Here is a 26533-nt window from a genome sequence, read left to right on the forward strand (position 1 = left end):
CTCCTTTTATGTTTTGCAAAAAGCCCCTTACTATTGTATCAAACTTTTGCGGTTGTTCCACATGAATTGCATGGCCCGACCCAATAATTTGTACAAATTCAGCATGAGGGATATGTTTTTTCATCTTTTTTAAGATGTGAAAGAACTTTTCATCATATTCTCCGCTCATGAGTAAGACTGGCATTTGTAAGTGTTTCAATTCATTCCACCAAGATGGCTGCGCTCCTGTTCCCATGCCTCGCAAGCTATTCGCAAGGCCCTCAGAATCATTAGCTAATCTTTCTTCGCGTACGCGATCCTGTACATGAAGCGGTAACTTTTTTTGCGTGGCAAAGAGCGGAATATTCTCCCACTTTTTAACAAAAGCAGAAACACCTTCTCGTTCAATCTTTTCAGCAAGCTGTTCATCCTTCTGCCTGCGCTCTTCACGTTCTGCTTCCTTTATGAGTCCCGCTGTACAGTTTTCTAACAAAAGAGACAAGGTGCGCTCTGGATACAAACAAGCAAACGTAAGCGCAAGGCGCCCGCCCATAGAATATCCTAACACATGCACTTTCTCGATTTGCAAATGATCGAGCAATGCAATAAGATGCGCAGCTACCGTTTCGATATTATAATGCCGGATTTCCTTTGGACTTTCTGTTTTACCGTGTCCGATAAGATCCACTAAAATTACTTGAAATTGTTCGCTCCATGCAGGAACAAACGAACGCCATGTTTCCATGCTGCCTGTAAAACCATGAAGAACAAGAAGCGGCTCGCCGCTTCCGATTACTTCATATTCGTAAGAAACACCCTGTACGTTTACTTTCATTTCCCTTCACCTTGCAATACTTCTGAAACAATGGCTGCTGCCTCTGCCATAATGTCACGATGAAGCTGTAAGTTCTCTTCACGGTCTGTTTGTATTTCAATGACATGCAGTCCATTTTCTCTCGTACCTTTGTCCACTTCATTTCGAAACGCTTCCCATGTTTTTACGCGCTGGAATGAACCGTTATACATCTTGACGACATGTTCATAATCAAGCCCAAGCGGCGTACCAAATAACGCCTCAAAATGTTCTTTCTGCTCATACTGTGGTAAAAATGAGAAAATACCGCCGCCATCATTGTTCACGACAACAATGGTTGCATTTAAATCATGTAGCTTTGCTGCTAGCAATCCATTTAAATCATGGTAGAATGATAAATCCCCCACAACTAATACAAGCGGATCGCGAGCTACACTCACCCCAAGCGCTGTCGAAACAATGCCGTCAATGCCGTTTACACCGCGATTTGCTAATACTTCAATATTTTTATCATTTGTGAAGAAAAACGTATCTGTATCACGAATTGGCATACTGTTACTTACAAATAAAGTTGCATCATTTGGCAGAACATCTACAAGTTCTGTAATCACTTTTCCTTCAAATGCATGCTCATACGATTCAACTTGGACGAGTTTCTCTTTTGTTACGGCATTCATTTGTTGCCACATACCAAGCCAGCCATGATTGTTTTGCTGCTCAGCGCTATTTACAAGCTGCTCACAAAATTTAGCGTCATTGGCATACACAACTTCTGTGAACATAAGCGCTGGATCACGCCAATTTCCAGATTCATCAACAACAATGTGCAATGCCCCTGTTTGCTTTTTCAAATATTGCGTAAGCGCTTTGGAAACTGGCATACCGCCGAAACGAATAATCACATCTGGCTTCCAACGATCGCGAAGTTGTTCATTTCGTAAAAATGTATCATAGCAATCCAGAATCGTCTCTTTATCGTGAAGACCGCTGCGAAGACCAGAAAGCGGATCTGCAAGGATCGGATAACCGTATGCCTTTGAAAAAGCCACGACAGCTTCTGCAATATTTGGATGACTATCATCACCACATACAATAAGCCCCTTTTTCATATGCGAAAGGCGCTCTCGTAAAGATGCTGCATATTCATCCGTCATCGCTATTTTCCCCTGATGAACGGTTGTTTCGTATTCTCCGCGGCCTTTTTCCCATAAATTTTCTAAAGAGAAATTCGGAATTAACGGCTCACGAAGCGGAAAGTTTACATGAACGGGTCCTTTCGGCGTTTGTAATGCCGCTGCAACCCCTCGTCCCGCTGTCATCCGTGCATATCGATACATTGGTTCTGCAGCTTCAGGAAGTGCCATTTCAATAAATTGTTTCACAAATGAACCGAACAAATAAAATTGATTCATTGCTTGCGGTGCACCAACATCTCGCAATTCATGCGGACGATCCGCTGTCAGTACAAGAAGCGGGACGCGTGAATGAAATGCTTCACATATAGCTGGATAATAGTTTGCTGCCGCTGTGCCTGATGTACATAATAAGGCAACTGGGCGTTTTTTTGCCTTCGCAATGCCAAGAGCAAAAAAGGCCGCTGATCTTTCATCCACGTGTAAATATGTGCGGATTTGTTCATGTTGTGTCATTAATAAGGCAAGCGGCGTTGACCGCGAACCTGGGCTAATAACAACATCTTGCACATGCAGGCGCGCCAATTCATCAACAAACGCGCCTAAGTAATACGATAATGCTTCTATATGATTGCTCATCTAGATAGTCCCTCCAAAGCAGAAAGCATCGGCTTAAATTTCAACCTAGTTTCCTCATACTCTAAATGCGGCTTCGAATCAATAACAATGCCGCAGCCAGCAAATAACGAAGCTTGTTTACCAGACAATAATCCACAGCGAAGTGCTACCGCAAATTCACCGTTCCCTTGCTCATCAACCCAGCCAATTGGCGCTCCGTATAAGCCTCGGTCTAATAGCTCTACTTCACGAATCAATTTCAGTGCTTCTTCTCGAGGTGTTCCTCCAAGAGCTGGTGTTGGATGAAGTTCTTCAATCATCGATAATAAATCACCATTTCCATTCGCTTGTACTGGTGTGTATAGATGAAGTAAATTTTTCGTCTTCAATAATTGCGGTTCATATGGAATATCGACCGTTTCACAATGCCTTGTTAACACACTGCGAATCATGTTTACAACATAATCATGCTCTGCTAAATTTTTCTCATCATGCAAAAGTTCATATCCATTCTCTTTCGTTTCCTCTTCTGAAGCACCTCGTCCAATCGAACCGGCAAGACACATGGATGTATATGCTTCTCCCTCTTTGCGAAGAAGCCTTTCTGGCGTTGCTCCTAAGAAGCACGTTCCTTTATAATCAAACGCAAATACATAACAATCCGGTTGTCCTATGCGAAGTGCTGCCAAAACAGAAGCCGAATCAACATCTTTATCCAAAACAAGTTGCATCTCGCGCGCTAACACGACTTTTTGGACAGCTCCTCGCTTCATTTCTTCCTGCACTTGTTCAATTGCTCGTAACCATTTCTCCGGCTCTACCTCCACTTTCGAAAGAATGGTCACATTCTCTTCCGCGAAGGAATGCTTGCTTTGCTGCAACAATTGCTCCTCAGCGTTTTGTAATTCCTCATAAATCTGTTCTGCACAATCATTTCCGGAAACAAAACGGTTCACTGTTAACCATGCCTTTTCACTCTTTACCGTTAACAAAAAGGCTGGCAATTGCAGTGTTGTATCGTGATATGACTTCCATAAATCTGTTCTTTCTTTTCGTGGATCAAAGGCAAAACCACCAAATAAAAGCGGTCCTGTTCCAAATTCGTAAGTATCACGATGAATTAATGCTTCGTCTTTCAATCGTTCCCACTCTTGACGAGCATTTTGAAAGCGCTTATTAGAAGAATTTGCTATAGTAAAAGCAGAACCTAATCCAGCGAAGATAACGTGCTGCGATGGATCTGCAAAATAACATCTGTCTCTATATCCAAATTGTGTTCCTGCTGCATAAAAAAGGAGTGGATCAATCCATTCCACTTGCTTCACAAAACTAACGAGTACTTGCCCGTCAGCCGCGCGCTGAATCGCAGTAAAAATCACATCTTTTACATCATGTTGTTTCGTTTGAATCACACAGTCTCCCCCCTATGGGCGAAAAATAGTCATAAATACGCTTGATTTTAAGATACACCTCAAATGAAAGGTGTGTCAATGTTTAGCATTTCTGAGAAAATCCGAGCATATTCCTAGAAAATAAACATTGACACTATATGATGCTTTTCCTACACTTAATTGTGTACTTTTTGTGTACCTGTTCCGCTCTAATGAGCAGTAAGAACTCATTTTTATTTTATATAACAAACAGATCGGAGGATTCCAAATGGAAGTAAAAGCTGAAACGAATTCCTCTTCCATGCAGCCAAAGCCAAGTAAACAAACAGGCTGGCGTATTTGGTGGAGCTTATGCCGCCCTCATACATTAACTGCCGCTTTTGTTCCCGTCTTTATTGGAACAACTTATGCCATGCAAGTTGAAGGTATGAACAAAATAAATCTTCCTCTTTTCCTTATCATGCTTCTTGCTTGCCTTCTCATACAGGCAGCAACAAACATGTTTAACGAATACTTTGATTATAAAAGAGGGCTAGATCATGAAGGATCCGTTGGGATTGGCGGTGCAATTGTTCGCGATGGTATTCAACCGAAAACAGTATTAAACTTAGGGTTTGGATTATTTGGTATCGCAATTTTATTAGGAGTTTACATTTGTATGAACTCCAGTTGGTGGCTTGCGGCAATCGGTCTCGTTTGTATGGCTGTTGCCTACTTATATACAGGCGGTCCAATTCCAATTGCCTATACACCTTTTGGAGAATTAACAGCAGGATTATTTATGGGTGTTATTATTATTGGAATTTCATTCTTTATTCAAACTGGAACTGTAACATCAGAAATTATATTACTATCTATTCCAAATGCCATTTTAATCGGGGCTATTTTACTTTCTAATAACATTCGTGACTTAGATGGAGACAAAGAAAATGGTCGTAACACGTTAGCAATTATCGTTGGACGTGAAAACGCAGTTGGTGTTCTTGCCTCCATGTTTATCGTTTCCTATATTTGGACGATTGCATTAATCATTGTCGGAATCGTATCTCCATGGATGCTTATCGTTTTCCTAAGTGCACCGAAAGCATTTAAAGCAACAAAAGGATTTATCGGAAAAAGCATACCAATGGAAATGGTACCTGCGATGGTTGCTACAGCAAAAACGAATACAATTTTCGGATTTTTAATGGGAATTGGATTGTTACTTGGATATTTCTTATAAGAAAAGCGCAAGTGTGGAAGCACTTGCGTTTTTTTGTGGCGCATTCATGTTATATGTTATCGAATCGTCTTTATCCCGCATGAACGGGCAGTAAGTGTTGAATTGGAATAAAGTTTACTAAGAACAAGTTGCTATAGCCTTATAAATCAAGGGTTTATTCCAAGCTATTGTGTTATTTTCATCAAACTTTATTTTAAATCACACATGATTGTTTTCATTAACTATCTTCCTTTAAATAATGGTTGGGTCTTTTCTAAAAATGATTTCGTTCCTTCTCTGAAGTCCTCGGTGGACGCTATCAAACCGAAATAATCTGCACCGAGAAGTGCGGACTCTTCTAAAGTTAAATTACCTCCCCGATGAATTGCCTCCCAAGTCATTTTTACTGCGATAGGAGCCTGAGACAGAATTTCTAAAATAAGCGTTTCTACTTCTGATAGTAATTTATCGGGTTCAACAATCCTAGTAATAAGACCTATTCTATAAGCTTCGTCTGCGCTTATCACGTTTCCAGTGAGCAATAGCTCTGCAGCACGCCCCTTACCTATAAGTCTGGGCAGTCTCGTAGTTCCTCCAAAACCGGCAACAGCTCCAATACGGACTTCAGGATGTCCTAATCTTGCATGATTAGCACAAACACGGAGCGTACAGGATTCAGCTAACTCAAGTCCGCCTCCTAGTGCGAAGCCGTTGATGGCAGCAACAACTACTTTCCCTAATGACTCAATTTTATTAGTAACTGTAACAGCTAACTGAGCTAAATCTCGCACTTCTAGCGGAGTGGATTTATTGAGAAACTGGATGTCAGCACCTGCGGAAAATGCCTTTTCTCCGGCGCCGCTAATTATCACTGCCTTTACACCTGAATCAGTTTTAACCTTGTCCAAGACGGACGAAAGTTGTTCAAGAACATCTCGGTTTAACGCATTTAGTGCTTCCGGTCTGTTTAGTGTAATTCTTGCAATACCATTTTCTTCATTGTAGAGGACGACATTTTTATTTAACATCTTAATCCCTCCAATAGTTTAGTGTACCAACACAAAAGGTTGCTTATTTTTGTCACTCCTTTTTATGGCATTAAGAGAGGACTTTGACTGAGATGTCACCACCGACTGACTGCTTACTCATGAAGTGAAACTTTCATAAAACACTTTTCAATATTAGATGTTCTTACATAAAAACCCTCTTCAGACAAAAATATTTAGAGGAGAAAAACTTCGCAATTTTTTATGTCGCGACTTTATTTTAAAGCCAAAGTAAGCCCCCTGCTGATGGGAGTTTCGCTCTGTATTATGCTAAACCGCCGATATATTGACGTATTATTTTTCATAATTCCTGCAATTGAGCTCATACTACTTAAAGAAACCGAATTGTAGGAAGGTGGATTTTATGCTAACTCCACAACAAATGGATCATTTTCAATCTGTACTACAAAAGCAAAAAAAAGAACTTGAACAAACGCTGCAAAATCATGAACATCGAGGGCAAACTTCGGAACGCGATTCAGTTGGCGAACTCTCTGCGTATGATAATCATCCCGGAGACATGGGAACGGAATTGTATGAACGTGAAAAAGACTTGGGATTAGTCGAATTTTGGCATAAACAACTTACAGATGTAAAACATGCTCTGGAAAAAATAGAAGCTGGAACATATGGAATTTGTGAAGTATCAGGTGAACCAATTCCACCTGAACGTTTAGAAGCAATGCCAACTGCAACAACTTGCATTGAGCATACGCATAATAAGCTCATCCTTGGCGCACGTCCTATTGAGGAAGAACTTATCGAGCCTCCTTTTGGTAAGTATGATATGGATAGTGCTGTTGGATATGATGCTGAAGATGCTTGGCAAGATGTTGCTTTATACGGAACATCAGAAACACCTGCTGATTTGGAGCGCCGCGACTCTAAAAATTTTAATGAAATGTATGTAGATGCAGAGGAACCACAGGGATATGTTGAAGACTTTGAAAACTTCATCGGAACAGATATGTATGGGAAAAACGTACAAGTATATGCTACAGAAGAACATGAAGAATATGAGCAAATGCTAGATGACTACGAAGCAAGAACTTTTAAAGCGGAACTTTCTTCAGATGAGTCAAGTTCAAGACCGTAAAGTGAAACTTCCATCGGAGTGCCTTTTCTTCGATGGAAAGCTCTCACCAATCGGGTTCTTAGGAACAGTTTCTTCCCTGTATATCTTCCACCTTTACTGTTCCCTTGAGCGAGATAAAAAAAGAAACATTCCTTATTCAGGAATGTTTCTTATTGTTTTCATTACTTTTTAGTAACGTTAGCAGCTTGAGGTCCGCGGTTACCTTCAACGATTTCGAAAGAAACTTCTTGACCTTCTTCTAAAGTTTTGAAGCCTTCGCCTTGAATTGCAGAGAAATGTACGAATACATCTTCGCCACCTTCAACTTCGATGAAACCGAAACCTTTTTCGCCGTTAAACCATTTTACTTTTCCTGTTTGCATTGCATGTACCTCCTAAATAAAAAAGAAATCTATCTATTGGAAACTACATACAAAGGTAGAGATAAACACCATGATTTCCTCACAAGCTAATGCTTTGAAATAAACACGCCTTATTTCCGTACCACATTATGCAGCTCAATAGTTCTTTTACTATATCATGCCCGAAATAAAACGTCAAACAAAACAAAAATACTTTTTTTGAAAATTAACAAAACTTGTATTTTCTATTCCAAAAAGTTTAAGGTACAATATAAATGGATATACATATTTTTACTTGAGGTGAAACCATGAAAGCACATGAAATCGAATACAAATTATATGGCGATGATATGCAATTTGTTGAAATTGAGTTAGATCCGCAAGAGAGTGTAGTTGCTGAAGCCGGTGCTATGATGATGATGGAAGACAATATTGAAATGGAAACAGTATTTGGTGACGGTTCTGCACAAACAGGTGGATTTTTCGGCAAGCTTGTCGGTGCTGGGAAACGTCTTGTTACAGGTGAAAGCCTGTTTATGACTGTATTTACAAATACAGGATACGAAAAACGTCATGTCTCATTTGCCGCTCCATACCCAGGAAAAATTATTCCTGTTGATTTAACCGAATATCAAGGAAAGGTAATCTGTCAAAAGGATTCCTTTCTATGTGCTGCAAAAGGCGTTTCTGTCGGCATTGAATTTACAAAAAAACTTGGCAGCGGATTTTTCGGCGGCGAAGGATTTATTATGCAAAAGCTTGAAGGTGACGGCCTTGCTTTCATGCATGCCGGCGGGACGGTTTATAAGCGTGAATTAAAACCAGGAGAAAGATTAAAAATTGATACAGGTTGCCTTGTTGCTATGACACAAGATGTTGACTATGATATTCAATTTGTTGGTAATGTAAAAAGTGCTATCTTTGGCGGTGAAGGCCTATTCTTCGCAACATTACAAGGGCCGGGAACAGTCTGGGTTCAATCCTTAACATTAAGCCGCTTAGCACAGCGCATTGCTGGCCCAGGGGCAAAAAATTCTGGAGAAGGCAGTATTCTCGGTGGACTTGGACGCATTCTTGATGGCGACGAGTAAAGTGAAACTTCCATCGTAGTGCCTTTCTCCGATGGAAAGCTCTCACCAATCGGGCTCTTACGGGCAGTTTACTCCCCGCTCCTCTCCAGCCTTTACGGCCCGTTAGTGCGGGGTAAAGTGAAAGAATGAAATCCACATCCTCCTCATATATTGAATTATATTTCATCATGAGGAGGATTTTTCTATGCCAACTTCTGTATCCTTTCATAAGGATACCGCTGTATTGTTAGCTACATGCTGCGAATTAACATATGAGCAATATAAGCAAAATGGCATTTTCACCATTCCCGAAGGTTTCCAATATATACAAGGCTTTCAAGCAAAAGCCATTCAAACAACAACATGGTTTGGATTTATTTTAGAATCAGAGGATCAAATTATTGTAGCCTTTCGCGGGACACAATCCGACCGTGATTGGATGGCCGATTCGATGGTCCAACAAAAACCATATCCATTTACTGCAAATAGCGGCAATGTTCATAGTGGCTTTCTTTCTATTTATGAATCATGTCGAGACACAATAATGGACACCCTCGTTTCCTTACCTTCTCATAAAGCACTTTTCGTTACTGGACATAGTTTAGGAGGAGCTCTTGCTACCCTGCACATACTAGATGCCCGTGTAAACACTTCATTCTCTCATTACACTCTCTACAATTTCGGCTCCCCGAAAGTCGGAGATATTGCCTTTCGAAATTATTATAAAATGCAAGTGGCCAACAGTTTTCGCTTCGTAAATTTATTTGATGTTGTCCCACTTCTTCCTCCTCGTAAAGTAAAATTTGAAGAAAATGAATTGGAATATTCCCATATCCATCGTAGTATGACCTTTACGAAAAATATGAATTCAATTACAAAAAACCATCACATTACAACATATAAAACGTCAATTGCCGCTCTCTTTTAAAAGGAATAGATTAGAAATATTATTATAATATTCTATAATAATAAAGGAATAAAATTTTTGATAAGGTGACCTAACATGGTAAAAGCTATCGCTACATTCTTTCTAGTTATGCTTGTTGTTTTTACAGGTTTCTTTACATTTTCGTACTTTGCTACAGCAGAATACGGTGGACACGGTATATTATATACACAGTTCTATCCTACTTCTGTCACAAAGTAAAACGACTTGGAATGTTTCCAAGTCGTTTTTTTCGTTTCCCTTTAATAAACTCGAAACTATTTAGATGAAACTCTACCTTCTTTTACCGCGCTCGCATGCCTTCTGCGATTCTCCAAATATCACGGCTGTACTGTAAGATTGTTCGGTCACTTGCAAAATGACCAGATTTTGCAATATTAACAGTACTCATTTCAAGCCATTTTTTTCGATTTTCATATGTTCTTCCAACTCTTTCTTGCACATCTGCATACGGTGCAAAATCCCGAAGAACAAAATATTCATCATTTTGAATAAGAAGGGAATCGAAAATTGCTTCAAACTCATCACCCGCATCCTCAAAAAAGCCATTTGTCAGCTGATTGACAACTTTTTGAATGCGTATATCATGATGATAATAATCGCTAGCATAATATCCACCATTTTGATAATAATGCTGTACTTCCTCTGCAGTTAAACCAAAAATAAAAATAGCATCATTTCCAACAGCTTCTTTTATTTCAACGTTAGCACCATCTAGCGTACCAACCGTTACCGCACCATTCATCATAAATTTCATATTTCCAGTTCCTGATGCTTCTTTACTTGCGGTTGAAATTTGTTCACTCACATCTGCCGCTGGAAAAATATCTTCAGCAAGCGAAACTCGATAGTTTTCTAGAAAAATAACTTTCATATATTGATTTACATACGGATCATCATTCACTTTTCGTGCTAATTCATTTATAAGTTTAATAATCTTTTTCGCATAATAATAACCCGGCGATGCCTTTGCACCAAAAATAAATGTGCGCGGATAAAAAGAAAAACTAGAATCTTCTTTTAAACGATTGTACAAATATAAAATATGCAGCACATTTAATAATTGCCGCTTGTATGCATGCAGCCGCTTTACTTGCACATCAAAAATAGAATAAGGATCAACAACAATGCCCGTTTGTTTTTCAATCCGCTTCATTAACAATTCTTTCCGTACTTGTTTTACATTGTGAAGCGCATCTTGAAATGCTGCATCATGCTTATAATTTCCTAAGACCTGCAGCTGATCTGGCTCCTTCATCCAATCTGTGCCAATTGTTTCACAAATTAATTTCGACAGCTGTGGATTTGCTTTTAATAACCAGCGTCGATGAGTAATTCCATTCGTTTTATTATTGAACTTCTCTGGATAAAACTCATAAAACAATCGCATTTCTCGCTGCTTTAATATTTCCGTATGAATGTTGGCAACACCGTTTACACTATGACTGCCAACGATTGCTAAATGTGCCATCTTCACAAGTCCATGAGCGATAATTGCCATATTTTCAATGCGATCCCACTCATACGAATACCGCTCCCATAAATCACGACAAAAACGCTCGTTAATTTCTTGGACAATCATATAAATACGTGGTAATAGCGGCTCAAAAATATGAATCGGCCACTTTTCTAACGCTTCAGATAAGGTTGTATGGTTTGTATAAGAAATCGTATGTGTCGTAATGTACCACGCATCCTCCCAGCTCATCTTTTCTTCATCAAGCAAAATGCGCATTAATTCTGGAATTGCTAGGACAGGGTGCGTATCATTAATATGAATAGCAATTTTCTCATGCAGATTGCGCAGCGTGCCATTTCGTTCACGATGCAATCGAACGATATTTTGTAAGCTAGCAGACACAAGAAAATATTGCTGTTTCAAACGAAGGATTTTTCCTTCATCATGCGTATCATCTGGATATAAGAACTCCGATACTGCTTCCGTTTCCCGTTTATATTTCAATACGTCCTTGCAGTTTGGAGGAAATGGAACAGGCTCTGCACTCCACAGGCGCAGTGTATTTACAGTATTTGTCTGATATCCAACAACAGGTACATCATACGGTACAGCCATAATTGTCTCCGAATTTATATGTCGAAATTCAAGACGATCATTTGATTGAAATGTATCAACTTGTCCCCAAAAACTAACTTCCACAGCTTGATCATGCCTTCTTACTTCCCAAACATTCCCATGACGCAGCCATTGCTCCGGCAGCTCGATTTGATAACCATCCACAATTTTTTGATCAAACAAACCGTGCTTATAGCGAATGCCGCAGCCGTGTCCTGGCAAATTTAATGAAGCGAGAGAATCAAGAAAACAGGCCGCCAAACGACCAAGACCGCCATTTCCAAGTCCAGCATCTGCTTCAATTTCTTCAAGATCTTGCAAGTAAATCCCAAGCTCTTCTAATCCTCTCTCGCATACATCACGTATTCCCAAATTTAATATATTACTTCCTAATAAACGCCCTAATAAAAACTCAATCGATAAGTAATACATTTGCTTTTGATTGTCTGTCCGGTACCGTTCATTCGTCCCAATCCAGCGCTGACTAATATACTCACGCACCATATGCCCGAGCGTATTATATTGATCTTGCACAGTCGAATCTTTAAAACTTTTGCCATACATCGTTTCTAACTTTTCTAAAAAAGCGGCTTTAAAACTTTCTGTATTCGAGAACATTTCTCTCACCTCTTCCAAAGTGAAACTTCCAGCAGTGATTTTTCACTGCTGGCTAACTCTGCCAATCGGGCTCTTACGGTCTGTTTTACCTCTCGAATCCCTCATACATGCGAACCGTTCAGTGAAACATATATCAATTATGCTTTCCTACTGACGGTTAACAGAAAGAATTGGTTGCTTATGATTGATCTCCTTTTGTTCCTCAGTAGATTGCGATTCCTCATTTGGATCAACCAAACTTTCATATAGCTCCTTATACTTCCGCGCGGACTGCTTCCAGCTATAATCCTCTGTCATCGCACGTTTCACAAGGGATTGCCATACCTGTTTGTCATGATAATAGTACAATGCACGCTGCACCGTATGCAGCATATCGTGAGCATTGAAGCTCGTAAAACTAAAACCATTTCCTTCATTTGTAGCTTCGTTGTACGATTGAACAGTATCATTTAAGCCGCCTGTTTCCCGCACAATTGGAATTGCTCCGTATGCAAGGGCAATTAACTGTCCAAGGCCGCATGGCTCAAATAAAGACGGCATTAGAAACAAGTCTGCGCCGGCATACACTTGATGTGCCAGCTCTTCATGAAATCCGATATACACTTTCACTTTATCTGGATATTCATATGCCATGTGTTCAAAAAACTGTTCATATTCTTTATCGCCCGATCCAAGTACGATAAACTGCACATCTTCTTGCATCATTTCATGAAAAACATGACGCACTAAATCTAATCCTTTTTGCTGCGTTAAACGTGTAACCATCGCAATAATAGGTGCATCTTCTTTTTCTGGCAATCCAAAATAACGTTGCAATGCACGTTTGTTATCTCTTTTTTTATGAAGTGAATTCGCATCATACATTGCCGCTATCGTTTTATCATTCTTCGGATTGTACAAAACGTCGTCAATTCCATTTACAATCCCCTCAAGTTTATCGTTATATTTACGCAATAAGCCATCTAACTTCTCTCCAAAAAATGAATATTGGATTTCTTCTTTATATGTCGGGCTTACCGCTGTAATCATATCAGAGGCGATAATTCCACCTTTCATGAAGTTGATGTTTCCGTAAAATTCAAGCTGTTCACTATGAAAATACTCACCACCAAGCTCCAATAAGTCATCCATAACGATGCGAGGAAACACGCCTTGAAACTGCAAGTTATGAATCGTAAAAACTGTCTTTATCTTTTCATATAATGGCTGATCACGATATTTTTCACGCAATAAAAAATTCGCCATCGCTGTATGCCAGTCGTGGCAATGCAGAACATCCACTTCAAAATCTAAATGCGGAATACACTCTAATACCGCCTTTGAGAAGAACGAAAAACGTTCACCATCATCATAATGACCATAGAGTGAATCGCGTTTAAAATAATACTCATTGTCGATAAAGTAATACGTAATCCCTTCATGCTCCATTTTCAAAATACCGCAATATTGATTACGCCAGCCAAGCTGAACCGTAATCACTTTATGAAGCACACATTCTTTTCGTACATGCTCTGGAATTAAGCTATAATACGGAAGCATAACACGCACGTTCATTCCAAGTTTTTGCAATGCCTTTGGAAGTGCTCCAGCTACGTCTGCTAATCCACCCGATTTAATAAATGGTACACATTCTGATACTGCAAATAAAATATTCACTGCGATTGTTTCTCTGCAGCAGCAAGCATAGGCAAGCTGTGCTTACCTATGCCGTGCATGCAGATTCCTCCTCTCAATTTTCAAATATACATCTTAGTAAATCGTCATATTACTGCTTTGTATTGTTCCTTTTTCTACAACGAATGGAGAACGGGCTCCGCCTGTTAACGTCGCTCCATCTTCAATTTTTACATCCTTATCAATAATTACACCATCTAGTATACAATTCTCTCCAATTTGGCTCTTTTGCATAATAATACTGTTACGAACAATCGAACCTTTTCCAATCTTTACAGAACGAAAGACAACGCTATTTTCTACTTCTCCCTCAATAATGCTGCCATTCGCAATCATCGCATTATGTACACTCGCATCTTTTCCGTACCTTGTTGGCGGCTCATCCTTTACTTTCGTAAAAATCGGCGTTTCTTTCTTAAACACTTGCTTCCAAATATGCGGCTGTAGTATTTCTAAACTATGTTTATAGTAACTTTCGATTGAATCTATTACCGCCACATAGCCAGTATGCTCATAACTTTCAATATGAAATGATGTATTTCGCTTTTCTTTTACAACATCAAGTAAGCTATAATAACCCATGTCTTGATACTCCTCAAACAAATGCAATAATAGCTCCTTCTTTAATACATATGTCTGAAGTGATTCACCTTGGTGACATACTTCGGTAATATCTGCCCCTGTATTTAAGTGACGATCTAATACAGCTTGGAAGTCAAGCGCTGTTACAATGTGACTTTTTGTAATCACAACATACTGCTGTTTACTACGTAAAAAGTAATCAATATGTCTGCTAAAATGAGCAAATGAACCAAACTCATCTTGATCGCATTGGCAATTTGGAGGAATTAAAAATAAGCCATCGCGTTTCCGATCTAAATCCCACTGTTTCCCAGAACCGAGATGATCCATGAGCGAACGATTTTTATGACTTGTGAAAATGGCTACACTATTAATATGAGAATTTACCATATTCGAAAGCATAAAATCAATTAAACGGTAACGTCCACCAAATGGCAATACCGCTAATGATCGATGATTTGTTACTTGCTGTAGTGATGGAAAACTCTCTGTTGCATTAATAATTCCTAACATTGATTCTCTCACTCATCTCATCCCCTTTTCGTTGCGCTCTATTAGGCAGTAAAATTATCATCGTAATCTTCCATAAGATCAAAGAAGATAGGAATAGAATCACTATCCATCAAAGCTTCGATTATTTCTACTAACTATGTGTGAAAAGATTAAGCTTCCCTTGCTAATCTCTAGTTTTACTTCATTTAATTTTCCTCTGCAATTAATACAACGTCTTCAATGTTTCTTTCTGGACGAATGATTGTTCCATCTTCAATAACCATTCCTGGCCCAACAATGGCACGCTCAATCACAACATTCTTCCCAATTCTGGCATCTGGCATAATCACTGAATCTACAATCTTGCTGCCTTCCTCTACAGTTACCCCTTGAAACAATACAGAATGCTGCACATCACCTTCTACAACACAACCTTCATTAATTAACGATTCTTCCACTTTTGCTGACGGTGCAATATATTGAGGCGGCTGGTTCGGGTTAACAGAACAGATTCGCCAATCACGGTCATACAAATTGAGCGATGAATCTTCGCGAAGCAAATCCATATTTGCTTCCCATAAGCTCTTCACTGTTCCAACGTCTTTCCAATACCCACTAAATGGATACGCAACAAGCTTTTTACCTTCATCCAATAAAAGAGGGATCACATCTTTTCCAAAATCATTACTAGATTCTGGATTTCTTGCATCCATTTCTAAATACTCTTTTAAAATAGCCCAATTAAAAATATAAATGCCCATTGAAGCTAGATTGCTTTTTGGAAACTGCGGTTTTTCTTCAAACTCAACAATCTCCATCGCTTCATTCGTATTCATAATGCCAAAGCGGCTTGCTTCATCCCACGGTACCTCAATAACAGAAATAGAGACATCTGCTTCTCGTTCCATGTGATGATCAAGCATTTTTGCATAATCCATCTTATAAATATGATCGCCGGATAAAATGAGAACATATTCCGGATCATACTGCTTTAAATAATTCAAATTTTGATAAATGGCACTTGCCGTTCCTGTATACCATTTCACTCCAGAGGACTCTGCATAAGGAGGGAGTACAGTAACCCCTCCATTTACACGGTCTAAATCCCATGCATCTCCAATACCGATATAACTATGCAATTCTAACGGCTGATATTGTGTTAAAATCCCCACTGTTTCAATACCAGAATTCGCACAGTTACTTAATGTAAAATCAATAATGCGATATTTACCGCCAAATGGAACAGCTGGCTTTGCTAGATTTTTTGTTAAGGCGCTTAAACGACTACCTTTTCCCCCTGCTAATAACATTGCTACGCACGTCTGCTTTTGTACCATCTTGTTTACTACTCCCCTTTCGTGTTTTCACTGGCCGTAAAATTGAAATTCCAAATGGTGGTATTGTCATTTCAACATGAGCAAGCTGATTATGATAAGGCTCCATAATCGCTTTTAATCGCTTCTTATTGATTTGTCCCGAACCGCCGTATGCAGAACTATCACTATTTAAAATTTCGTTATAATAGCGAAATGCTGGTACGCCAACTTTATAGTTTTCATATACCGCATTTGTAAAGTTACAAACGATAACGAGAACATCCTCTTCTCTCTCTCCTTGGCGAATAAACGAAAAAATACTTTGCTCACGGTTATCCGCATCAATCCACTGAAAGCCCTTTTCAGTGTGATCAAGCTGCCAAAGCGGCTTAGAGCGCTTATACAATGCTATGAGCTCCTTAAAGTAATCATGCGTACGATTATGCATTTCAAAATCATGTAAGTCCCAATCTAAATCTTCAAGGTCTTTCCATTCGTCATATTGCCCAAACTCGCCGCCCATAAAGAGCAGCTTCTTACCTGGATGTGTAAATAAATAACCATACAATAAACGAAGCTGAGCAAACTTGGACCAATAATCACCCGGCATTTTATTTAATAGCGACTTTTTCCCGTGCACAACTTCATCATGTGATAACGGTAAAATAAAATTCTCAGAATACGCGTAAAGCAGTGAAAATGTTACTTTGTCATGAATATACTTCCGATACTCCGGCGCACATTCCATATATTTTAAAATGTCATTCATCCAGCCCATATTCCATTTATAATTAAAACCAAGTCCACCTTCATATGTCGGTGCAGTTACGAGCGGCCATGCTGTTGAATCTTCCGCAGTCATTAAGAAAGTTGGATCTTCCCCAAATACTGCTTCATTCAGCTGTTGCAGGAACAATACAGCATGTTCATTACTTTCCTGCCCCCCATTTCGCTCCCAATATAGCATGTTAGCAACTGCATCAACGCGAAAACCGTCGATATGATAATACTTCATCCAAAACAGCGCATTCGAAATGAGAAAATTTCGTACTTCTTGTTTTCCTAAATCAAAATTCACCGTTCCCCATACACGGTTTTCTTGTACATCAAGATCTCTATATTCATACGTTGGATCTCCATCAAATAAGTAAAGTCCATGAGCATCTTTACAAAAATGCCCTGGTACCCAATCTAAAATGACACCGATCCCATATTTGTGACATTCATCGACAAAATACATAAAATCTTGCGGTGTTCCGTATCTGCTTGTCGGTGCATAATATCCAGTCCCTTGATATCCCCAAGAACGATCATATGGGTGTTCAACAAGCGGCATAATTTCAATATGAGTAAATTGATGCTCTACTACATACGGAATAAGCTCATCTGCCATTTCTCTGTAAGAATAAAAAGACTCATCTTCTTTCTTTTTCCATGAACCAAAGTGAAGTTCATAAATTGCTAACGGTTCATTATAAATTGGTTTTCGTTTCTTTTTTTGAAACCACTTCTGATCTTTCCATTGATATCCTTTTATATCATAAACAATGGATGCCGTATTTGGTCTCACCTCAGCATACATTGCATACGGATCAGCTTTTAAAATTGTATGACCGTTTGAGGCTTCAATTGCATATTTGTACAATTCCAGCTGAGCTATGTTTGGTATAAATAAAGACCAAATTCCCTCATCTGTTACTCGCACCATTTTATGCATTTGATCATTCCATTCATTAAAATCCCCTACAATACTCACAGCTTGAGCATGAGGAGCCCATACGGAAAAACGTGTTCCTTGCACCCCATCTTCCTTCGTTAGATGAGCACCAAGTACTTCGTAGCTATCGTAAGCTTTCTCTTTATGAAACAATAGCATTTTTTCCTCATTACAATTTGTTACAATCACTATGTTCACCTCACAAGATGACAGAATTTTAAATATGTTATTACTATTCTTCGGTAAATAGAAATATCCTTGCGATTTTCTAAAAAAACATACGTTTTTTTCGCGGAAATTCATGGTAATTTCGTAAATTTCAGCTGAAAATATCGAATTTTGACGAATATTCCTTGTAAGCGTTTTATTTTAGAATAATTTTTAAAGTGAAAAAGAGGGGGAATTTTACTGCTATTCATTACTTCCTATTAGAACAAAATACATATTACATTTAAAGAGTAATTCACTTTCAGCAAAATAAAAAAACCCTTTCCGGCAAAGGGGGCTATACAGGGGGGCCGGAAAGGGATTTATACAATTTGGATTATAGTACTGGTGCCATAGTTTCTTTTAGCACTTTTACAGAATGATCAAATTTCAATTCTTCTTCTGCATTCAATTCAAGCTCTACAACTTCTCGAATACCTTGACGGTTGATAACTGCTGGAACACCTACGTAAACATCTTGTTGTCCGTATTGTCCTTCAAGGTATGCAGATACTGTCAATACGCTGTTTTCATTGTTTAAAATCGCTTTAGTTACACGTAGTAGTGACATACCGATACCATAGTAAGTTGCACCTTTACGTTGAATAATATGATAAGCAGCATCGCGTACATTCACAAAGATTTCATCTAAATCACTTTGATTGTACTTTTCACTGTTTGCTAAGATTGTTTCTAGTTTTTGTACACCAACAGTTGCATGGCTCCATACTGGAAGCTCTGTGTCACCATGTTCACCAATAATATATGCATGAACGTTACGTGGATCCACATCTAAGTATTCACCTAACATGTAACGGAAGCGAGCAGAGTCTAAAGTTGTACCAGAACCAATTACACGTTCTTTTGGTAATCCAGATTCTTTCCAAGTTACATAAGTTAAAATATCAACTGGGTTAGTTGCGATTAAGAAGATACCATCAAATCCGCTATCCATGATGCCACGAACGATTTGTTTAAAGATTTTTGTGTTCTTCTCAACTAAATCTAAGCGAGTTTCACCTGGCTTTTGTGGCAATCCAGCAGTGATAACAACAAGATCTGCATCTTTACAATCTGCATAACTACCTTTCCAAACCTTTGTTGGAGCTGGAGCAAATGGAACAGCATGGCTCAAATCCATTGCTTCCCCTTCTGCTTTTGCTTCGTTTACGTCAACAAGAACAAACTCTTCAGCTACACCTTGGTTAATCATAGAATATGCATAGCTGCAACCTACAGCTCCTGTTCCTACTAATACTACGCGATTAATACCTTTTTTCATGGTAAAATCCCCTCTCTATTTATCATTTCATTATTATCATTGTCATTTAAGTAAATAATTAAAATACTGATTTTATATTGTTTAACTTCCTTACACACATATTGTAGCATGTTTATTTGTGAATGTATTCACAAATTATGACCTATTTGTGAACTTTTTCACAGATAGGATAAAGTTATTGTGGCGGTTGTGGAACCAATCTCAATAGGAGCGTTTTCTTTAGATTGTGAATACAAAAGAAGCCTTTTTTCATCCTCCGCTGATGGAAAGCTCTCACCAATCGGGCGCATGCCAGCAGTTATCCCCCACCTATCTTCTTCGCTTTTTCTAAAGCTTGAAGTGGGGGGCTTACTGCCCACGAGTAGCGGGATAAAAGAAAGAATAAGGATTCTTATCTGTACTATGTAGAAAGAAATCTAAAAACAAAATTCCGATATTTTTTAGGCACATTCTTTTTTCAACAATGTAAGAAAAGCGGTCAAAAGTTGACCGCTTTTCTTATTTATTTACAGGCTTTTTCCAAATCCCGAGCATAACTGCTGTTACAACTGCTCCTATTACGATAGCCAATAAATAAAGTATCGGTTTATTCACAAGGGGAATAACGAACAAGCCACCGTGCGGTGCAGGAAGAGTAATATGAAACCCCATAGTCAGAGCACCTGCAATCGCAGACCCTATAACACAGCTTACAATTACACGTAATGGATCAGCTGCTGCAAATGGAATAGCGCCTTCTGTAATAAAGGAAAGGCCCATAATATAATTTGTAATACCAGATTTGCGCTCTGCATCCGTAAATTTTCCTTTAAAGAAAGTTGTTGCTAATGCAATTCCAAGCGGCGGAACCATACCACCCGCCATAACTGCAGCATGCGGTCCGAAATTATGAGCAGCAATTGCCGCTAATCCGAATGTAAAGGCAGCCTTGTTGATAGGGCCTCCCATATCCACAGCCATCATACCACCAAGAATGACACCTAATAAAATAGCATTTCCTCCGCTTAATCCATTTAACCAATGTGTTAAGCCTTTATTCACTGCTACTACAGGATCATTTACAACAAGAATCATAATCAAACCAGTAATCATAATACCAAACAACGGATACAAAAGAACAGGTTTAATTCCTTCAAGTTGTGCCGGTAATACTTGAAAAGCTTTTTTCAAGAGAACGATTACATAACCTGCCAGAAATCCTGCGATTAAACCACCGAGAAATCCAGCCCCAGCTTGTGCTGCTAAATAACCGCCAACCATACCAGGTGCAAAACCAGGCCGATCTGCGATGCTACTTGCAATAAATCCTGCTAATACTGGAACGATAAAGAAAAATGCTCCGTTTCCGCCACCAATTGCCATTAATGTAGAAGCAATTGGCCCTTTCGCATGAATGCCGCCAAAAGCGAATGCCAGTGCGATTAAAATCCCCCCACCAACAACGAACGGAAGCATGTTGGATACACCATTCATTAAATGCTTATAAAATCCTGTTCGTTTTTCTTTTACTTCTCCCTTTGCAGCTTCCCCTGTCCCTTGATAGATAGGTCCATCCTGTTTAAGCGCACGGTTAATAAGTTCCTCAGATTTACGAATTCCAGCTGCAACTGGAACCTCAATAACATGCTTTCCTTTAAAACGATTCATTTCAACTTGTTTATCTGCAGCAATAATAATTGCCACTGCATCATGAATCTCTTCTGCAGTCAATTCATTTTTTACTCCTGTAGAACCATTGGTTTCTACTTTTATATCGACACCCATTTCCTTTGCTTTTGATTTTAAAGCGTCTGCTGCCATATACGTATGAGCAATTCCTGTAGGACAAGCAGTAACTGCTAAAACTTTCCCCTTTGAACTTGACTGTACAGTATTTTCTTCTTTATTTTCCTCTTTATTAACTTCTTTCTCTTTCGCATCAATAAGGTTCAGTAGCTCGTCTTCTGTTTGCGCTTTCATAAGTTTCCCGCGAAATTCCGCATCCATAAGTAGTGTAGATAAGCGGGAAAGAGTTTCCAAATGAGCATCATTCGCTCCTTCACTTGCTGCAATCATAAAGAATAAATGAGCTGGTTGACCATCGAGAGATTCATAGTCTATACCGCTATTTGATTTCGCAAAGCAAATAGCAGGTGTCTTAACCGCAGCTGTTTTTGCATGAGGAATTGCAATCCCTTCTCCAATGCCAGTAGTACTTTGTGCTTCACGAGTTAAAATAGCCTCTTTAAATTGAATCTCATCATATAATCGGCCTGCTTGTGCAAGCTTACTTACCATTTCATCAATCGTTTCTTGCTTAGAAGATGCTTGTAATTGTAGAAGAATTGTGTCCTTTTTTAGTAATTCTGTAATTTTCATATAGATCCTTCTCTCCTATAAAGTGAAACTTCCATCAGTGAAGATTGTCTTCATTTCCCCTATCTGCTTCGCTTCTCTTTCAATCTTAAGATGGGTGGCTTACTGCCCGTTAATGTAGGATAAAGATTGTACTTCTACTTGCAACAATAGTTCCTCAATTTTTTCTTTTTCAGCAAGATCAGAAGAAAATGCTGTTGCGCTTCCAGTAGCAACGCCAAATCGAAATGCTTCTTTTAAATCTCTAGTTTTTTCATATGTTCCTAGAAAACCGGCCACAAGCGAATCACCAGCTCCAACAGAATTTACAACTTGCCCTTTCGGCACATTAGCAAAATATGCATGCCCCTTCGCAAGAAAGAGTGCACCATCCCCAGCCATTGATACAACAACATGCTCTGCGCCCATTTCAAGAAGCTTCTTACCATATAATGCCGCATCTTGAATACTTTGAATTTCTACATCAAATAGTTCGCCTAACTCGTGATGGTTTGGCTTTATAAAGAATGGACGGTGCTTTACAACATCAATCAATGCCTTTCCGCTCGCATCAACAGCTACTTTCACGCCGCGCGCACTGCATTCCTTTGTGATTTCTTTATATAACGATTCTGGTAAAGACGGTGGAATACTGCCTGCCAATAATAGAACATCACCTTCTTGTAAATTGCCTATTTGCTGTATTAAACGTTCTAATTGTTCACTTAAAATAACAGGACCTCTTCCATTTATTTCAGTTTCTTGTTCTGTTTTCAATTTAATGTTAATCCGCGAATCACCATCTACTTCAATAAAATCGGTTGCAATACCCTCTTCTTCTAATTTTTCTTGAATAAAGCGACCAGTAAATCCCCCTATAAATCCAAGCGCTTTTGAAGAAACATCAATTCTTTTTAGAACACGGGATACATTAATTCCTTTTCCGCCTGGATACTTCACTTCTTTTTCCATACGATTTAGCGAATGTAGTGCAAAATTATTTACTTGCACTACATAATCTACAGAAGGATTCAATGTTACAGTGTAAATCATACTGTCACGACCTTTATTAATGTTTTTTTAGCATAAGGAGCTACTTCGTTCTCTCCAATATTAGTTGCAATAATATTTGCTGCTTCGAGCTCTTCAATTTTCGCAAATGATATCTCTGAAAATTTACTGCCATCCGCCAGAACATAACACGAGTTAGAAAGTTGCATAGCTGTTTTCTTCAGCAAAGCTTCCTCAGGGTCTGGCGTTGTATAACCGTAAACGGGATGAATAGCATTTGCCCCTAAAAAACAAAAATCGAATCGATAGCGAAGTAAGCTTTCAAGGGCAGCGCTTCCAATTAACGCTCTTGTATTGCTTTTCATCATGCCACCAAGTAAATAAGCTCGAATATTGGCTTGAAACAATGCCTCAATATGCATAAGTCCATTTGTCACGACAGTTATATCTTTTCCTTGCAAAAATGGAATCATTTCAAACGTCGTACTTCCAGCATCTAAATAAATACAATGCCCGTCTTCCACAAGAGATGCTGCATATTGACCAATCGACTTTTTTTCCTGAAGATTTTTGAAGGATTTTTCATTCATACTCGGTTCTTTTCCTTTTGATTGTAACGGTGAAGCTCCGCCATGAACACGCTTTATATAGTTTTTCTCTTCTAAATAAATCAAATCTCTTCGAATTGTCGATTCGGATGATTTAGTTGCAGCAACTAGCTCTTGAAGCTTTATAATTCCTTTATTTTTCACCAAATCCAAAATAATTTGGTGACGCTCAGGTGTTAACATGCCGCCACCTCCTTCTTACATTCATCATAACGAAAACCCTTTCAAAAATCAATCGAAATCACTCAAAAACAATCACAAACGTTATAAATAAACCAAAAACAATCATAAAACTTTAACATTACACTTAACAGTCGTCATATGCCCACTTACTCATGATCGAGCATGTATGTTAGGAAAAAAGGTAGTTGCAATGGATGAACAACAATGGAAGAGTCAAAAAAGAACTATCACTTACATTGATACAGTTGTAGGAAGGGGCTTTTAAAATTAGTACACGAGGTAACCAACATTCCTATATATCAACACAAAGATTGTATTTCTTGCACGGAGCATTTAAGTGTATTCTGCGCCAGAATTCAACAAATATTTGTTTGGAGACTTTTTAGGAAAGATTACTAATGTTTTTTGTGGTTGTTTCATAATTGCTTGAATTTTAATTTTGATGTGGGAACTACAAGTAACTGCTAAATCATCGAATTATAGAATGGAAGAATTTCAACAACATAAAAAAAGAGATAGCATAATATGCTATCTCTTTTAATATGACCCGTACGGGATTCGAACCCGTGTTACCGCCGTGAAAGGGCGGTGTCTTAACCACTTGACCAACGGGCCAATTTCTGGCAGAGAAGAAGGGATTCGAACCCTCGCACCGCGTAAGCGATCTACTCCCTTAGCAGGGGAGCCCCTTGAGCCACTTGGGTACTTCTCTATATATGGCTCCGCAGGTAGGACTCGAACCTACGACCGATCGGTTAACAGCCGATAGCTCTACCACTGAGCTACTGCGGAATATGGTGGGCCTAAATGGACTCGAACCATCGACCTCACGCTTATCAGGCGTGCGCTCTAACCAGCTGAGCTATAGGCCCATATAAAAAGCGGGTGAAGAGAATCGAACTCTCGACCAGAGCTTGGAAGGCTCTTGTTTTACCACTAAACTACACCCGCATAAAAATGGTGAGCCATGAAGGACTCGAACCTTCGACCCTCTGATTAAAAGTCAGATGCTCTACCAACTGAGCTAATGGCTCATTTTGAAATGGTGCCGGCTAGAGGACTTGAACCCCCAACCTACTGATTACAAGTCAGTTGCTCTACCAATTGAGCTAAGCCGGCTTGCATATTTCAAAATGGTGGCTCGGGACGGAATCGAACCGCCGACACGAGGATTTTCAGTCCTCTGCTCTACCGACTGAGCTACCGAGCCTTTATGTAAATGGCGGTCCCGACCGGGGTCGAACCGGCGATCTCCTGCGTGACAGGCAGGCATGTTAACCACTACACCACGGGACCATTGGTTGCGGGGACAGGATTTGAACCTGCGACCTTCGGGTTATGAGCCCGACGAGCTACCAGACTGCTCCACCCCGCGACGATATAATATTTTTTTAAAAAATGGAGGAGGTAGAGGGATTCGAACCCCCGCGCGACTCTCGCCGCCTGTCGGTTTTCAAGACCGATCCCTTCAGCCAGACTTGGGTATACCTCCATATAGTGAAACTTGAGTGGTGGACCTTGTAGGACTCGAACCTACGACCGGACGGTTATGAGCCGTCTGCTCTAACCAGCTGAGCTAAAGGTCCTTTATGGTAGCGGCGGAGGGGATCGAACCCCCGACCTCACGGGTATGAACCGTACGCTCTAGCCAGCTGAGCTACACCGCCATAAAAGATAGATATAAGTGGAGCCTAGCGGGATCGAACCGCTGACCTCCTGCGTGCAAGGCAGGCGCTCTCCCAGCTGAGCTAAGGCCCCATAATATCGGGAAGACAGGATTCGAACCTGCGACCCCCTGGTCCCAAACCAGGTGCTCTACCAAGCTGAGCCACTTCCCGTTAATAAGCGCGCCCGAGAGGACTCGAACCCCTAACCTTTTGATCCGTAGTCAAACGCTCTATCCAATTGAGCTACGGGCGCATATGGTGCCGAGGGCGGGGGTCGAACCCGCACGGTGGTCACCCACCGCAGGATTTTAAGTCCTGTGCGTCTGCCTGTTCCGCCACCCCGGCATGTCATATTGAAAATTGGAGCGGAAGACGGGATTCGAACCCGCGACCCCAACCTTGGCAAGGTTGTATTCTACCACTGAACTACTTCCGCAAGACATATATGACTTATTCAATTAAAAGTGCGGGTGAAGGGAGTCGAACCCCCACGCCAAAGGCGCCAGATCCTAAGTCTGGTGCGTCTGCCAATTCCGCCACACCCGCATATTATTTTTTAAAAATGGGGCGACTGATGGGAATCGAACCCACGAGTGTCGGAGCCACAATCCGATGCGTTAACCACTTCGCCACAGCCGCCATGATCCTGGTGCCGGCTAGAGGACTTGAACCCCCAACCTACTGATTACAAGTCAGTTGCTCTACCAATTGAGCTAAGCCGGCATATATATGGTGGAGGATGACGGGATCGAACCGCCGACCCCCTGCTTGTAAGGCAGGTGCTCTCCCAGCTGAGCTAATCCTCCATTTGCCTGGCAACGTCCTACTCTCACAGGGACAAAGTCCCAACTACCATCGGCGCTAGAGAGCTTAACTTCCGTGTTCGGTATGGGAACGGGTGTGACCTCTCTGCCATCATTACCAGACTGTATTCAATTGAGACAATCATTATTATACTTGATTCACTAAAAAAGTCAACAAGTTTTTTTATATTCTCTCAAAACTAGATAACATCAATGTAGTGTACATATTATATGGTTAAGTCCTCGATCTATTAGTATTCGTCAGCTCCACATGTCACCATGCTTCCACCTCGAACCTATCAACCTGATCATCTTTCAGGGATCTTACTA

At 39.9% G+C, this 26533-nt stretch carries 18 protein-coding genes, 22 tRNA genes, 2 rRNA genes and 1 pseudogene; 5 read left to right on the forward strand and 38 right to left on the reverse strand.

Annotated elements, in window-relative coordinates; all coding sequences use genetic code 11:
- Positions 1-25: 25 nt before the first annotated feature.
- From menH to WAX78_RS22270, 3 genes and pseudogenes are all read right to left on the reverse strand, one after another.
- Positions 26-814: pseudogene (gene menH, locus WAX78_RS22260) on the reverse strand (2-succinyl-6-hydroxy-2,4-cyclohexadiene-1-carboxylate synthase); the annotation flags it as partial.
- Positions 811-2565 carry a 2-succinyl-5-enolpyruvyl-6-hydroxy-3-cyclohexene-1-carboxylic-acid synthase gene (menD, locus tag WAX78_RS22265; protein WP_336484246.1) on the reverse strand — a complete coding sequence of 585 codons (1755 nt, stop codon included), beginning with the start codon at positions 2563-2565 and terminating at the stop codon, positions 811-813. The pseudogene menH and the gene menD, both read right to left, overlap by 4 nt.
- Positions 2562-3956 (reverse strand): isochorismate synthase, encoded by a 1395-nt coding sequence (locus WAX78_RS22270; protein ID WP_336484247.1) that lies wholly within the window; start codon positions 3954-3956, stop codon positions 2562-2564. The genes menD and WAX78_RS22270 overlap by 4 nt, the downstream gene beginning before the upstream one ends.
- A gap of 247 nt (positions 3957-4203) precedes the next feature.
- Here WAX78_RS22270 and WAX78_RS22275 point away from each other — a divergent pair, with 247 nt between their 5' ends.
- Positions 4204-5157 carry a 1,4-dihydroxy-2-naphthoate polyprenyltransferase gene (locus WAX78_RS22275; RefSeq protein WP_336484248.1) on the forward strand — a complete coding sequence of 318 codons (954 nt, stop codon included), beginning with the start codon at positions 4204-4206 and terminating at the stop codon, positions 5155-5157.
- A 221-nt stretch (positions 5158-5378) separates the two neighbouring features.
- Here WAX78_RS22275 and WAX78_RS22280 read toward each other — a convergent pair whose 3' ends face one another.
- Entirely contained in the window at positions 5379-6164 is a 786-nt protein-coding gene (locus tag WAX78_RS22280) for an enoyl-CoA hydratase/isomerase family protein (RefSeq protein WP_336484249.1), read from the reverse strand.
- 382 nt (positions 6165-6546) lie between these two features.
- Between WAX78_RS22280 and WAX78_RS22285 the strand changes: the two genes are divergently transcribed.
- Positions 6547-7278 (forward strand): yteA family sporulation protein, encoded by a 732-nt coding sequence (locus tag WAX78_RS22285; protein ID WP_336484250.1) that lies wholly within the window; start codon positions 6547-6549, stop codon positions 7276-7278.
- Positions 7279-7439: 161 nt separating this feature from the next.
- On the opposite strand, the gene cspD is transcribed toward WAX78_RS22285, so the two are convergent.
- Entirely contained in the window at positions 7440-7640 is a 201-nt protein-coding gene (cspD, locus tag WAX78_RS22290) for a cold-shock protein CspD (RefSeq protein WP_035432508.1), read from the reverse strand.
- Between the two features lie 287 nt (positions 7641-7927).
- On the opposite strand from cspD, the gene WAX78_RS22295 reads away from it, so the two are divergent.
- The 3 genes from WAX78_RS22295 to WAX78_RS22305 all read left to right on the forward strand — a co-directional run bounded on the left by WAX78_RS22295 (position 7928) and on the right by WAX78_RS22305 (position 9836).
- Positions 7928-8710 carry a TIGR00266 family protein gene (locus tag WAX78_RS22295; protein WP_336484251.1) on the forward strand — a complete coding sequence of 261 codons (783 nt, stop codon included), beginning with the start codon at positions 7928-7930 and terminating at the stop codon, positions 8708-8710.
- Positions 8711-8894: 184 nt separating this feature from the next.
- A complete protein-coding gene (locus tag WAX78_RS22300; RefSeq protein ID WP_336484252.1) occupies positions 8895-9617 on the forward strand; it encodes a lipase family protein in 723 nt (240 codons plus the stop codon).
- A 75-nt stretch (positions 9618-9692) separates the two neighbouring features.
- Complete coding sequence (locus WAX78_RS22305) at positions 9693-9836, forward strand: hypothetical protein (RefSeq protein WP_336484253.1); 144 nt, start codon at positions 9693-9695, stop codon at positions 9834-9836.
- Positions 9837-9918: 82 nt separating this feature from the next.
- Here the strand turns inward: WAX78_RS22305 and WAX78_RS22310 are convergent, their stop codons facing one another.
- The 33 genes from WAX78_RS22310 to WAX78_RS22470 all read right to left on the reverse strand — a co-directional run.
- Complete coding sequence (locus WAX78_RS22310) at positions 9919-12327, reverse strand: glycogen/starch/alpha-glucan phosphorylase (RefSeq protein ID WP_336484254.1); 2409 nt, start codon at positions 12325-12327, stop codon at positions 9919-9921.
- Between the two features lie 147 nt (positions 12328-12474).
- Complete coding sequence (gene glgA / locus WAX78_RS22315; protein ID WP_336484256.1) at positions 12475-13983, reverse strand: glycogen synthase GlgA; 1509 nt, start codon at positions 13981-13983, stop codon at positions 12475-12477.
- A 93-nt stretch (positions 13984-14076) separates the two neighbouring features.
- On the reverse strand, positions 14077-15108 hold the full coding sequence (locus WAX78_RS22320; protein ID WP_336484257.1) for a GlgC family sugar phosphate nucleotidyltransferase: 1032 nt from the start codon (positions 15106-15108) through the stop codon (positions 14077-14079).
- A 173-nt stretch (positions 15109-15281) separates the two neighbouring features.
- Complete coding sequence (locus WAX78_RS22325; protein ID WP_336484258.1) at positions 15282-16412, reverse strand: glucose-1-phosphate adenylyltransferase; 1131 nt, start codon at positions 16410-16412, stop codon at positions 15282-15284.
- Entirely contained in the window at positions 16360-18297 is a 1938-nt protein-coding gene (gene glgB / locus WAX78_RS22330) for a 1,4-alpha-glucan branching protein GlgB (RefSeq protein WP_413789222.1), read from the reverse strand. Before glgB ends, WAX78_RS22325 begins: the two co-directional genes overlap by 53 nt.
- A gap of 355 nt (positions 18298-18652) precedes the next feature.
- Positions 18653-19597, reverse strand: coding sequence for an L-lactate dehydrogenase (locus tag WAX78_RS22335; protein ID WP_336484260.1), 945 nt, complete (start codon positions 19595-19597; stop codon positions 18653-18655).
- Between the two features lie 498 nt (positions 19598-20095).
- On the reverse strand, positions 20096-21955 hold the full coding sequence (locus WAX78_RS22340; RefSeq protein WP_336484262.1) for a PTS fructose transporter subunit IIABC: 1860 nt from the start codon (positions 21953-21955) through the stop codon (positions 20096-20098).
- A gap of 99 nt (positions 21956-22054) precedes the next feature.
- Positions 22055-22984: a 1-phosphofructokinase gene (gene pfkB / locus WAX78_RS22345; RefSeq protein ID WP_336484264.1), complete on the reverse strand. Its 930-nt coding sequence runs from the start codon at positions 22982-22984 to the stop codon at positions 22055-22057.
- Entirely contained in the window at positions 22981-23733 is a 753-nt protein-coding gene (locus WAX78_RS22350; RefSeq protein WP_336484265.1) for a DeoR/GlpR family DNA-binding transcription regulator, read from the reverse strand. The genes pfkB and WAX78_RS22350 overlap by 4 nt, the downstream gene beginning before the upstream one ends.
- 543 nt (positions 23734-24276) lie before the next feature.
- Positions 24277-24348 (reverse strand) — tRNA-Glu (locus WAX78_RS22355).
- A 6-nt stretch (positions 24349-24354) separates the two neighbouring features.
- A tRNA-Ser gene (locus WAX78_RS22360) sits at positions 24355-24445 on the reverse strand.
- Positions 24446-24450: 5 nt separating this feature from the next.
- A tRNA-Asn gene (locus WAX78_RS22365) sits at positions 24451-24525 on the reverse strand.
- Between the two features lie 3 nt (positions 24526-24528).
- Positions 24529-24605 (reverse strand) — tRNA-Ile (locus WAX78_RS22370).
- A gap of 8 nt (positions 24606-24613) precedes the next feature.
- A tRNA-Gly gene (locus WAX78_RS22375) sits at positions 24614-24684 on the reverse strand.
- A 7-nt stretch (positions 24685-24691) separates the two neighbouring features.
- Positions 24692-24767 (reverse strand) — tRNA-Lys (locus WAX78_RS22380).
- A 9-nt stretch (positions 24768-24776) separates the two neighbouring features.
- Positions 24777-24852 (reverse strand) — tRNA-Thr (locus tag WAX78_RS22385).
- 15 nt (positions 24853-24867) lie between these two features.
- Positions 24868-24943: transfer RNA gene (locus tag WAX78_RS22390), tRNA-Phe, on the reverse strand.
- Between the two features lie 10 nt (positions 24944-24953).
- A tRNA-Asp gene (locus WAX78_RS22395) sits at positions 24954-25029 on the reverse strand.
- A 2-nt stretch (positions 25030-25031) separates the two neighbouring features.
- A tRNA-Met gene (locus WAX78_RS22400) sits at positions 25032-25108 on the reverse strand.
- Between the two features lie 24 nt (positions 25109-25132).
- Positions 25133-25225: transfer RNA gene (locus WAX78_RS22405), tRNA-Ser, on the reverse strand.
- 17 nt (positions 25226-25242) lie between these two features.
- Positions 25243-25319, reverse strand: a tRNA-Ile gene (locus WAX78_RS22410).
- 4 nt (positions 25320-25323) lie between these two features.
- A tRNA-Met gene (locus WAX78_RS22415) sits at positions 25324-25400 on the reverse strand.
- 18 nt (positions 25401-25418) lie between these two features.
- A tRNA-Ala gene (locus WAX78_RS22420) sits at positions 25419-25491 on the reverse strand.
- Between the two features lie 6 nt (positions 25492-25497).
- Positions 25498-25571, reverse strand: a tRNA-Pro gene (locus WAX78_RS22425).
- An 8-nt stretch (positions 25572-25579) separates the two neighbouring features.
- A tRNA-Arg gene (locus WAX78_RS22430) sits at positions 25580-25653 on the reverse strand.
- Between the two features lie 3 nt (positions 25654-25656).
- Positions 25657-25745 (reverse strand) — tRNA-Leu (locus tag WAX78_RS22435).
- A 16-nt stretch (positions 25746-25761) separates the two neighbouring features.
- Positions 25762-25836: transfer RNA gene (locus WAX78_RS22440), tRNA-Gly, on the reverse strand.
- Positions 25837-25865: 29 nt separating this feature from the next.
- Positions 25866-25946 (reverse strand) — tRNA-Leu (locus WAX78_RS22445).
- 17 nt (positions 25947-25963) lie between these two features.
- A tRNA-His gene (locus WAX78_RS22450) sits at positions 25964-26039 on the reverse strand.
- A gap of 8 nt (positions 26040-26047) precedes the next feature.
- Positions 26048-26123 (reverse strand) — tRNA-Thr (locus WAX78_RS22455).
- 7 nt (positions 26124-26130) lie between these two features.
- A tRNA-Val gene (locus tag WAX78_RS22460) sits at positions 26131-26206 on the reverse strand.
- A gap of 4 nt (positions 26207-26210) precedes the next feature.
- Positions 26211-26326, reverse strand: a 5S ribosomal RNA gene (rrf, locus tag WAX78_RS22465).
- A 108-nt stretch (positions 26327-26434) separates the two neighbouring features.
- Positions 26435-26533: ribosomal RNA gene (locus WAX78_RS22470) — 23S ribosomal RNA — on the reverse strand; the annotation flags it as partial.

Source organism: Bacillus yunxiaonensis (assembly GCF_037104695.1).
In the GTDB taxonomy this organism is placed as follows: Bacteria; Bacillota; Bacilli; order Bacillales; family Bacillaceae_G; genus Bacillus_A; species Bacillus_A yunxiaonensis.